The following is a 10,717-nucleotide window of genomic DNA, read 5'->3' on the forward strand; positions in this document are numbered from 1 at the left end:
TCGGGAAGTAGCTCAGCTTGGTAGAGTACTTGGTTTGGGACCAAGGTGTCGCAGGTTCGAATCCTGTCTTCCCGATAGTGTATCGAAAAAGTCTAATGGTTGTCATTAGACTTTTTTTGTAGTTTTTTTTATTATTTTATAAGAAAAAAGAGCTTTCGCTCTTTCCAACTTTATTTATTTCGCAGTTCAACATAACGGTTATACCAAATTTTGATATATTCCTCAGAAAAAGGACCTTTGCTTTGGTTTATCCAATCTACTAGAACCTTAACATTTTCCTTTAAAATAAAGTCGATGTCATCTGAATAGTGCATTTTTTCTTTGTGCTGCTCGTATTCTTCAACATCTAACAATTTTTTTTCACCATTGGTAAAGACCTTGACATCGAGATCATAGTCGATATATTTTAAGGCTTCTTGGTCAATGTGAAAAGGACTTGCTAGGTTACAGTAGTAAGACACACCATTGTCACGGATCATGGCGATGATGTTAAACCAATATTTTTTATGGAAATATACGATCGCTGGTTCACGTGTGATCCAACGTCTACCATCACTTTCAGTCACAAGTGTATGGTCATTTACTCCAATAATTGCATTTTCAGTTATTTTTAATACCATGGTGTCACGCCATGTACGGTGTAAACTGCCATCATGTTTATAACTTTGAATTGTAATAAAGTCGCCTTCTTTAGGTAGTTTCATAACTTACCAACTTTCTACAATCTAAGTATATCCTCTATATTGTATCATATTTTTTCAAATTTTTTCTTATTTTTCTATTTAATTTTCAATTTGGTTTATGAATCTAAGTATTCTCTAATGGCTGACGTTATATCACTGTAGTCGTAGCCTTTTCTGGCTAGTGCCTGAGTCAAGCGTTGTTTGAGGTCATAGCCTTCATATTTTTTACTGTATTTACGGTATTGTTTTTCTAACTCTTTTAGAATGAGCTCATTGGTTGTTTCTTCATCTGTTTCGAGCTCGAGATTTTGGAATGCTATCTTTGCTTGATTGTAAGCAAAACCTTTTGAAATGAGTGCTTGGATGATTTTCGTTTCAATGGCTTTTAACGGATATTTTCCTTGGTATTTTTTTAGGAGTTTTATTGCGGTACGGTCGATCACTTCTGAAAAATCATAGTCTGCAAGAATTTCTTGAAGGATAGATTTTGGGATCCCTTTTTGTTGAATTTTTTGTTCTAATAAGAGCGGACCCTTATCGCCACTGAGAAGGTTGGCTTCTATCAGGTTTCTTGCATATTGACGATCATCTAACCACTTGTCTTCCTTTAGGTGTTGGACCACTTTATCAATAATGCCACTTTCAATCTCATACTTTGACAGGTAGTCTCTGACTTCTTTTGTTGTCCGAGCTTTAAAAGAAAGATGGTAAAGGGCCAGGTTTTTACCATAGGAGTATTGAGCAAACTCTTGGATTTCTTTTAGTTCTTCTTCACTGATTTCTTTATCTTTGGAAAGGAAATATTTGACGATGGTGTCTTCTGTAATATAAAGTTTTTGATCATTGTCTAATTCTAGGAGGTAGAGTCTTTTTTTCTTTTCTAGTTTTGTAATTTTCATGTTTTTATTATACCGAAAAATGTGTTAAGATAGGGATATGAACGTTAAAGTAAAACAAAAAATTCCTTTGAAAATTAAACGAATGGGAATTAACGGAGAAGGGATTGGCTTTTATAAAAAAACACTTGTCTTTGTGCCAGGTGCCTTAAAGGGAGAAGATATCTTCTGCCAAATTACAAGTGTCAAGAAAAATTTTGCGGAAGCCAAACTCCTATCTGTGAATAAGGCGTCTAAGTTTCGTGTGACGCCCATGTGTGATATCTATGAGACCTGTGGGGGCTGTCAAATCATGCATTTGAAGTATGACAAGCAGCTGGAGTTTAAGACAGATTTGTTGCAACAGGCCTTGAAGAAGTTCTCACCTGAAGGATTTGAACAGTATGATATTCGGCCGACAATCGGAATGCAGGAGCCTCTTTACTATCGTGCAAAATTGCAATTTCAAACAAGGAAATTCAAGGGCCAGGTGAAGGCGGGCCTCTATGCCCAAAATTCACATTATTTGGTGGAATTAAAGGATTGTTTGGTTCAAGACCCGGTTATTCAAGCTATCGCCAACGATCTAACGGATTTATTGACCTATTATCAGATTCCGATTGCTGATGAGCGTAAAGAACTGGGTGTCAGAACCATGATGGTTCGACGGGCTCGGAAGTCCGGTCAGGTTCAGATCATTGTGGTCACTAGTCGTCAGATTAATGTAAACAATTTGGTGCAAGACTTGGTCACGAAACACCCTGAGATTGTCACAGTTGCTGTTAACAAAAATACGTCTCGTTCCAGTGAGATTTATGGGGAACAAACGCAGATTATTTGGGGAGAAGAGGCCATTTTGGAAGGTGTTTTGGATTATGAATTCTCCCTGTCTCCTCGAGCCTTTTACCAGTTGAATCCGGAACAAACTGAAGTATTGTATAGTGAGGCGGTTAAGGCTCTAGATGTTTCTTCAGAGGATCACTTGATAGATGCTTATTGTGGGGTTGGAACGATTGGGTTTGCTTTTGCTAATAGAGTGAAAAGTGTTCGGGGGATGGATATTATTCCTGAAGCGATTGAAGATGCCAAATACAATGCTAAACGGATGGGATTTGAGAATACCCACTATGAGGCTGGTACAGCAGAAGAGATCATTCCTCGCTGGTACCAAGAAGGCTATCGGGCTAATGCTGTGATCGTGGATCCACCTCGTACGGGCTTGGGTACAAAATTAATCGAGACCTTGTTGCAGTATGCACCTGAAAAGATGGTCTATGTCTCTTGTAATGTCTCTACCTTGGCACGGGATCTAGTGGCTTTGACAAAGGTTTATCAGGTTGAATACATTCAATCAGTGGACATGTTCCCCCATACTGCAAGGACAGAAGCAGTTGTGAAATTAGTGAAGAAGTGAAAGAAGAATGGATATTTGGGAAAAACTTTATCATGAGGCGAAAGCTCTCTATGCGCCTCATGAGGTTTCAGATTTTGTCTATGCTCGACATGTGGTTGCTGCTGTTGAGGCTGCAGATGGTCAGATTTTTACGGGCTTTTGTATGGAAGGAACCTGCGGCGTCTTTCATTTATGTGCCGAACGAGCAGCTCTCTTCAATATGTATCAACAATCAGGACAGACCAAGGTCAAGCGCATTATTGCTTTTCGAGACAAACCTCCTTATGGAGAAGGTTCTGGGATGCCTTGTGGGGCCTGTCGTGAATTTCTCCTTGAGCTAGATGCAGAGAATCGTCATCTAGAATTTATGGTGGATTATGAGAGCCGCAAGACCATTACTTTAGGTGAATTGATGCCCCTTTGGTGGGGCGAAGAACGGGCTCGTCAAAGAGAAAATAAAGGGAATGAGTAGAGGAAATAAATAAATGAACAATGTTATTGATGTATCGATTCCAGTTGCTCAAGTCATTGATCAACATCCGGAAGTATTGGATTTGTTGGTGGAGTTGGGCTTTAAACCCTTAGCCAATCCGATCATGCGCAATACAGTTGGGCGCAAGGTTTCCTTGAAACAAGGATCAAAATTAGAAGGTACTCCTATGGAGAAGATTGTGAGAACACTAGAGGCTAATGGCTATGAAGTAGTGGGGCTAGACCAATGAGTGATGAACGAATTCACGTCTTAAGAGATATCTTATTAGAGCTTCATCATGGAGTTTCCCCTGAGTCGGTTCAGGAGCGCTTTGATGCGACCTTTGCAGGGGTTTCTGCGATTGAGATCTCTCTTATGGAGCATGAACTAATGAATTCAGATGCAGGGGTTACTTTTGAAGATGTGATGGAGCTTTGTGATGTCCATGCTAATCTCTTTAAGAATGCGGTTCAAGGGGTCGAAGTAGCAGATACCGACCACCCTGGTCATCCTGTTCAAATCTTTAAACAGGAGAACTTAGCCCTTCGTGCAGCTATGATGCGGGTCCGCCGCTTGCTAGACAATTATGAGACGACTGAGGATCCTGAGATGATTCAGGAGATTCATAAGGGCTTGTTACGTCAGCTGGGCTTGGTGGGTCAATTTGACCGGCATTACCGTCGTAAGGAAGAGTTGATGTTTCCGATTATGGAAAAATATGGGCATGATTCCCCGCCAAAAGTGATGTGGGGAGTGGATGACCAGATTCGGGAACTCTTTGCGAAAGTTTTGGATGCGGCCAAGAAATTACCGGATTCTAGTATCTTAGAAGTCAAAGAGCTCTTTGAAGCCTTTGCGCAAGAGTTTGAGGGCATGATCTTCAAGGAAGAGTCGATCCTCTTGATGATTTTGCTGGAGGCCTTTACCCAGGATGACTGGCTCTCCATTGCAGAAGAAAGTGATGCTTATGGTTATGCCATTATTCTCCCAAGTGAGAAATGGGTGCCGAAACGCGTGGACTTCAAGGAGGAAGCGTCTGAAGAGTCAGAAGGTTCAACTGAATCGATTCCTTCTTTAAAAGGCGATGAGCACCGTCAGGTCATTGAGACTCCTGAGGGGCAGTTGACGATTACTTTCACGCCTAAGAAAAAAGAAGAGAGCTTCGATCGCAAGCAACCTCAACCGTTTGGTAATGGCTATTTGTCAGTGGAGCAAGCGAATTTAATCTTGAACCAGTTACCAATGGAGATCACCTTTGTCAATAAGGATGATATTTTCCAATATTACAATGATGCTGCGCCTTTTGAGGAAATGATTTTTAAGAGGACGCCATCGCAGGTAGGACGCAATGTTGAGCTGTGTCACCCACCGAAATATTTGGATAAGGTCAAAGCCATCATGCAAGGGCTTCGTGAAGGGAAAAAAGACAAGTATGAAATGTGGTTCAAATCAGAATCGCGTGGGAAATTTGTCCATGTCACCTATGCAGCCGTGCGTGATGAAGCTGGAGACTTTCAAGGTGTCTTGGAATATGTTCAGGACATTCAACCTTATCGGGAGATCGATACGGATTTTTATAGAGGAATGGAGTAAAGATGAGTTACGAAACAGAGTTTATGAAGGAGTTTGAGGAGTGGATCAAGACTCAAGTCATGATCAATGAAATGGCTCTCGAAGAAAGTAAGAAGGTTTTTGATGAAGATCAGGATGAACGAGCTAAAATCGCTATGATTCGCTATGAAAGCCGTTTGGACGCTTATCAGTTCTTGCAAGGGAAGTTTGAAAATTTCCATGCTGGAAAAGGATTTCATGATTTACCAGATGGCCTCTTTGGTGAAAGAAAATATTAAAAATACCTTATTGAAGGCGTTTAACTAGCTAGATTTACCTGAAAATTGAGCAATGACTTGATTTTTTAGGGGATTGTGATACAATAAAAAAGTTGAAATGACATCAACGGATTTTTGAATGGAATTATGGTGATGAAACCTTGTTGCCTTAGGAATTGATCACTGAATTTAGGAGGAAAAATGGCAAAGAAGAACGTAAACCGTGCGAAACAATACAAACATCAAAATAGACATCTTTTGAAAAAAGCTGTCGCAACTGTAACTGCAGCTATGAAAGAAGCACCTAAAAAGGTAGAAAAAGCTACAAAAGCAGTGGCGAAAGAAGTGAAACAAGCGGCTTCTTCAGTGGAAGAATTTGCTGCAAGTTTGGAAGGTGTGGCACTTGATCGTGCGCAAACATTCTATGATGAAGGTATTCGCTCTGTTGCAGACTTCGCAAACTGGACAGAAAAAGAACTCCTTGCTTTGAAAGGAATCGGTCCAGCTACAATCAAGAAATTGAAAGAACTAGGCGTTAAATTTAAATAATCGCTTTTATGATTTCTTGCTATTTCCAGGAAAACTTGCTAAAATGAACCTATTAGAGGTGTTTTGAATCCCACATTTTACAGAAAGTGGCGGTACTGAGAAGTCCACAAATGTGTCAAAACTGGTTGCTAATGGATGAAAATGAAATAAACAAAGTTGCGGGCATTGCCCGAAATTGGGTGGTACCGCGGATCAACACATTCGTCCCTGTCAGATTGATGACAGGGGCGATTTTTTTTGTTGCAGCCTAGCCAAAGGAGCTTGTCATGAAACAATCTTTTAACACCAGTAAACTTTACTATGGTTTTCCGATCTTCATCTTGGGGTATCAGGACAAGAACTTTGGGCACAATATCACGACCTGCAGTTCCTCTTATAGCCTGGGAGATTGGCTGGTCATCGGGGTTGGTAGTGAGGAAAATGCGGCTGATCAGATTAAGCATTATCAACAGTTCACTGTGAATATCCCTGACGAAAACCTCATGCTTGAGATGGAACAAGCTGGCTTTATCAGCCATCGGGAGAAATTGAAACTCCTGGGGCTTGACTACGAGATTTCTGAACGGACCCAGGCTCCTATTTTAGAGGCTTGTCCAGTCGTTTTGGATTGCCAGGTGGATCGGATTATCGAGGAAGATGGCATCTGTCATATTTTTGCCAAGATTCTCGAGCGACTGGCTGATCCAGAGCTCTTAGATGACAAGGGGCATTTTAAAAATAACCGCTTTGCGCCGACTTACTTTATGGGGGACGGTCATCAGCGCGTTTATCGTTATCTAGATGACCGAGTCGATCCCATGGGGTGCTTTATCAAGAAAGCGAGGAAGAAGAATGACAAGAGCTGAACTGCCAGAACGAATCGAAACGGAGCGTCTGGTCTTACGAGTTCGAACAGTGGCTGATGCAGAGGACATCCATGCTTACGCTAGTCTCCCAGAGGTTTCTTACCCAGCAGGCTTTCCACCCGTTAAGACCTTGGAAGATGAGATTTATTATCTAGAGCATATCCTTCCCGAGCGCAATGAAAAGGACAATCTCCCAGCAGGCTATGGAATTGTGGTCAAAGGGACAGATAAAGTTATTGGCTCAGTTGATTTCAACCATCGCCACGAAGACGATGTGCTGGAGATTGGCTATACCTTGCACCCAGACTATTGGGGGCGAGGCTATGTGCCTGAAGCGGCGCGTGCTTTGATTGATCTAGCTTTTAAAGAATTGAACCTTCACAAGATAGAATTGTCTTGCTTTGGTTACAACCTTCAGAGTCAACGAGTCGCGGAAAAGCTTGGCTTTACCCTCGAAGCTCGCATAAGAGACCGCAAAGATGCTCAAGGCAACCGCTGTGATGATTTGAGATATGGCTTGCTGAAGAGTGAGTGGGAGGTTAGATGGTAGATAAAATAATTAATTTTTTATCTAATTCTAATACAAGCGATAAAATTGCTTTATTAGCCTTACTAACCAGTATTATTCTTCCTGTTGTAATACAACTGTGGAGTAATGGTAGAGAAGATAAGAAAGAAAATCAACAAGAACAATTCCAGAGAGAAACTCAAGATAAACTAGAGAAATTTCAGGATTTTCAAAAGGAATTTTTAGTATATAAACAGACTGTGGGTGAGTTACAGTTCAAATTACAAAATCGTTCTGATTTAATTCCTTATTTTCACTTAAATCGTTCTGAATCTCGTGTTTTTAAGAATAGTAATAAATTTATTGTTGAAATTTATTTGACTAATGTTGGGCGAGGTACAGCAACAAATATAAAGACTTGTGAGTCTAACAAAGACTCAACAGGAAATCCTATTTATTTTGATCAGTCTCCATCGTTAGCGAAGAATTCTCATTGTTTTTATAATTATTTCAGTGAGAATTTCGCTATTCCAAACGAATCAATATCATTCAGTTTGTGTGAGATAGAACAACAAACACAACAGTTATATTTCTTGATCTTTAAAATTAGCTTCAGTGATACTCTTGGCCGTGAATATGAACAAGAATTTAAATTTGGATATGATAACTATTTGGTTAAGGGGATTAATCAAAATTCCATATCATATCCACCGAAATTGATTAAAGATATAAATTAGAAAGGACACACACATGTCTAAAGAACTTTCACCTAAATACAATCCAGCCGAGGTTGAGGCTGGTCGTTACCAAAAATGGCTTGACGAAGATGTTTTCAAGCCTTCTGGCGATAAAAAGGCGAAGCCTTATTCAATCGTTATTCCACCACCAAACGTAACTGGTAAACTTCACCTTGGTCACGCTTGGGATACAACTTTGCAAGATATCATCATCCGTCAAAAACGCATGCAAGGTTTTGATACGCTTTGGCTTCCAGGTATGGACCATGCTGGGATTGCCACTCAGGCTAAAGTAGAAGCGCGTTTGGCTGAAGAGGGCATCTCTCGTTATGACCTTGGTCGTGAAAAATTCCTTGATAAAGTCTGGGAATGGAAAGACGAGTATGCGACGACTATCAAGCAACAATGGGGCAAGATGGGGCTCTCTGTAGACTACTCTCGTGAGCGTTTTACCCTTGATGAAGGGTTGTCAAAAGCGGTTCGTAAGGTCTTTGTAGAGCTTTACAAAAAAGGTTGGATTTACCGTGGTGAATTTATCATCAACTGGGATCCAAAAGCCCGTACAGCCCTTTCTGATATCGAGGTTATTCACAAGGATGTCGAGGGTGCCTTCTACCACATGAACTACATGTTGGAAGACGGTTCACGTGCCCTTGAAGTAGCAACAACTCGTCCTGAGACTATGTTTGGGGATACTGCCGTAGCGGTTAACCCAAATGATGATCGTTATAAAGACTTGATTGGTCAAAATGTTATCTTGCCAATCTTGAACAAGCCAATCCCAATTGTTGGGGACGAACACGCAGACCCTGAATTCGGTACTGGTGTGGTGAAAATCACTCCTGCCCACGACCCGAATGACTTCTTGGTTGGTCAACGTCATAATCTTCCTCAAGTGAACGTTATGAACGATGATGGTACCATGAATGAATTGGCTGGTGAATTCAACGGCATGGACCGTTTTGAAGCTCGTAAGGCTGTTATCAAGAAGTTAGAAGAAATCGGTGCGCTTGTTAAGATTGAGAAGATGACCCACTCAGTTGGTCACTCAGAGCGTACAGGAGTTATGGTTGAGCCACGTTTGTCTACACAATGGTTCGTGAAGATGGATCAATTGGCGAAAAATGCTATCGCAAACCAAGATACAGACGACAAAGTAGAATTCTACCCACCTCGTTTCAATGATACCTTCCTCCAATGGATGGAAAATGTCCATGACTGGGTAATCTCACGTCAGCTCTGGTGGGGTCACCAGATCCCTGCTTGGTACAATGCTGAGGGTGAAATATATGTCGGCGAAGAAGCTCCAGAAGGTGACGGTTGGACTCAGGACGAAGACGTCTTGGATACGTGGTTCAGTTCGGCTCTTTGGCCATTCTCTACCATGGGCTGGCCTGATATCGACTCAGAAGACTTCAAACGTTACTTCCCAACTTCAACCTTGGTAACAGGTTACGACATCATCTTCTTCTGGGTGTCTCGCATGATCTTCCAATCATTGGAATTCACTGGCCGTCAGCCATTCCAAAACGTTCTGATCCACGGTCTTATCCGTGACGAGCAAGGACGTAAGATGTCTAAGTCACTCGGTAACGGAATCGACCCAATGGATGTTATTGAGAAATACGGTGCCGATGCCCTTCGTTGGTTCCTTTCAAACGGATCTGCACCAGGGCAAGACGTGCGCTTCTCTTACGAGAAAATGGATGCTTCATGGAACTTCATTAACAAGATCTGGAACATCTCTCGCTACATCCTCATGAACAATGAAGGTTTGACCCTTGAGCAAGCAACTGCCAATGTCGAAAAAGTTGCCAACAAGGAAGCTGGAAATGTCACTGACCGCTGGATTCTCCATAACCTCAATGAAACGATCGGCAAAGTCACTGAAAACTTTGACAAGTTTGAATTTGGTGTGGCTGGACACATCCTCTACAACTTCATCTGGGATGAGTTTGCGGACTGGTACGTTGAGTTGACTAAGGAAGTGCTTTATAGCGATAACGAGGACGAAAAAGTTATCACACGCTCTGTTCTTCTTTACACCTTGGATCAAATCTTGCGTCTCCTTCACCCAATCATGCCATTTGTGACTGAGGAAATCTACGGTCAAATCTCTGAAGGAACAATCGTGACGGCGGAATACCCAACTGTCAACCCAGCCTTTGAAGATCTCGCTGCTCACACAGGTGTGGAAAGCCTCAAAGACTTAATCCGTGCTGTTCGTAATGCGCGTGCGGAAGTAAACGTTGCTCCAAGCAAGCCTATCACCATCCTTGTTAAGACAAGTGATAGTGACTTGGAAGCCTTCTTTAACAGCAATGTCAACTACATCAAACGCTTCACAAATCCAGAACACTTGGAAATCGCATCAAACATCCCTGCACCTGAACTCGCGATGTCAAGCGTCATCACAGGAGCAGAAATCTACCTGCCACTCGCTGACCTCCTCAATGTCGAAGAAGAATTGGCTCGTCTCGACAAGGAACTGGCTAAATGGCAAAAAGAACTGGACATGGTCGGTAAGAAGCTCTCTAACGAACGCTTCGTAGCCAATGCCAAACCAGAAGTCGTCCAAAAAGAACGCGACAAACAAGCCGACTACCAAGCGAAATACGATGCGACCGTAGCACGTATTGATGAGATGAAGAAGTTGGTGAAATAAACATAGAAACACGGCGGAATGCCGTGTTTTTTTGGTATAATGGTGATATGTAAGAAATAAAGGAAAATTTAAGAATAATTAAATCTTTAGCTTTATTTTTAGCCTTGTAAGATTTTTAGTTAACATATTGTTTTTCACATTGCTATTAGTAGGAGGCAACA

The 10,717-nt window shown here is 41.5% G+C and carries 12 protein-coding genes and 1 tRNA gene; 11 read left to right on the forward strand and 2 right to left on the reverse strand.

All coding sequences use genetic code 11. The features are described 5' to 3' along the window. The first annotated feature begins 1 nt into the window (after position 1). Positions 2 to 75, forward strand: a tRNA-Pro gene (locus P5Y91_RS09905). 95 nt (positions 76 to 170) lie between these two features. Here the strand turns inward: P5Y91_RS09905 and ntdP are convergent. Then, positions 171 to 704 (reverse strand): nucleoside tri-diphosphate phosphatase, encoded by a 534-nt coding sequence (ntdP, locus tag P5Y91_RS09910; protein ID WP_118396820.1) that lies wholly within the window; start codon positions 702 to 704, stop codon positions 171 to 173. Between the two features lie 95 nt (positions 705 to 799). Next, positions 800 to 1,582, reverse strand: a complete 783-nt coding sequence (recX, locus tag P5Y91_RS09915; RefSeq protein ID WP_118396823.1) for a recombination regulator RecX — start codon at positions 1,580 to 1,582, stop codon at positions 800 to 802. A 37-nt stretch (positions 1,583 to 1,619) separates the two neighbouring features. On the opposite strand from recX, the gene rlmD reads away from it, so the two are divergent. The 10 genes from rlmD (at position 1,620) to P5Y91_RS09965 (ending at position 10,556) form a co-directional block, all read left to right on the forward strand. After that, positions 1,620 to 2,972, forward strand: coding sequence for a 23S rRNA (uracil(1939)-C(5))-methyltransferase RlmD (gene rlmD, locus P5Y91_RS09920; protein WP_118396826.1), 1,353 nt, complete (start codon positions 1,620 to 1,622; stop codon positions 2,970 to 2,972). A gap of 7 nt (positions 2,973 to 2,979) precedes the next feature. Further along, positions 2,980 to 3,423, forward strand: a complete 444-nt coding sequence (locus P5Y91_RS09925; RefSeq protein ID WP_118095832.1) for a cytidine deaminase family protein — start codon at positions 2,980 to 2,982, stop codon at positions 3,421 to 3,423. A gap of 13 nt (positions 3,424 to 3,436) precedes the next feature. Beyond that, positions 3,437 to 3,673 carry a DUF1858 domain-containing protein gene (locus P5Y91_RS09930; RefSeq protein WP_003012211.1) on the forward strand — a complete coding sequence of 79 codons (237 nt, stop codon included), beginning with the start codon at positions 3,437 to 3,439 and terminating at the stop codon, positions 3,671 to 3,673. Continuing rightward, complete coding sequence (locus P5Y91_RS09935) at positions 3,670 to 5,016, forward strand: DUF438 domain-containing protein (RefSeq protein ID WP_118396829.1); 1,347 nt, start codon at positions 3,670 to 3,672, stop codon at positions 5,014 to 5,016. Before P5Y91_RS09930 ends, P5Y91_RS09935 begins: the two co-directional genes overlap by 4 nt. Positions 5,017 to 5,018: 2 nt before the next feature. Beyond that, positions 5,019 to 5,273 carry a DUF1912 family protein gene (locus P5Y91_RS09940; protein WP_013903179.1) on the forward strand — a complete coding sequence of 85 codons (255 nt, stop codon included), beginning with the start codon at positions 5,019 to 5,021 and terminating at the stop codon, positions 5,271 to 5,273. Between the two features lie 180 nt (positions 5,274 to 5,453). Then, on the forward strand, positions 5,454 to 5,801 hold the full coding sequence (locus P5Y91_RS09945) for a helix-hairpin-helix domain-containing protein (protein WP_118396832.1): 348 nt from the start codon (positions 5,454 to 5,456) through the stop codon (positions 5,799 to 5,801). Positions 5,802 to 6,067: 266 nt separating this feature from the next. Continuing rightward, positions 6,068 to 6,646 (forward strand): flavin reductase family protein, encoded by a 579-nt coding sequence (locus tag P5Y91_RS09950; protein WP_118396835.1) that lies wholly within the window; start codon positions 6,068 to 6,070, stop codon positions 6,644 to 6,646. Further along, the gene (locus tag P5Y91_RS09955) at positions 6,633 to 7,196 is read left to right on the forward strand and encodes a GNAT family N-acetyltransferase (RefSeq protein ID WP_118396838.1); all 564 of its coding nucleotides are present in this window, start codon (positions 6,633 to 6,635) and stop codon (positions 7,194 to 7,196) included. Before P5Y91_RS09950 ends, P5Y91_RS09955 begins: the two co-directional genes overlap by 14 nt. Further along, positions 7,190 to 7,891 (forward strand): hypothetical protein, encoded by a 702-nt coding sequence (locus P5Y91_RS09960; protein ID WP_118396840.1) that lies wholly within the window; start codon positions 7,190 to 7,192, stop codon positions 7,889 to 7,891. Before P5Y91_RS09955 ends, P5Y91_RS09960 begins: the two co-directional genes overlap by 7 nt. Positions 7,892 to 7,904: 13 nt before the next feature. Continuing rightward, complete coding sequence (locus tag P5Y91_RS09965) at positions 7,905 to 10,556, forward strand: valine--tRNA ligase (protein WP_277839381.1); 2,652 nt, start codon at positions 7,905 to 7,907, stop codon at positions 10,554 to 10,556. Positions 10,557 to 10,717 lie beyond the last annotated feature (161 nt).

This window comes from Streptococcus taoyuanensis, assembly GCF_029589235.1.
Lineage (GTDB): Bacteria > Bacillota > Bacilli > Lactobacillales > Streptococcaceae > Streptococcus > Streptococcus taoyuanensis.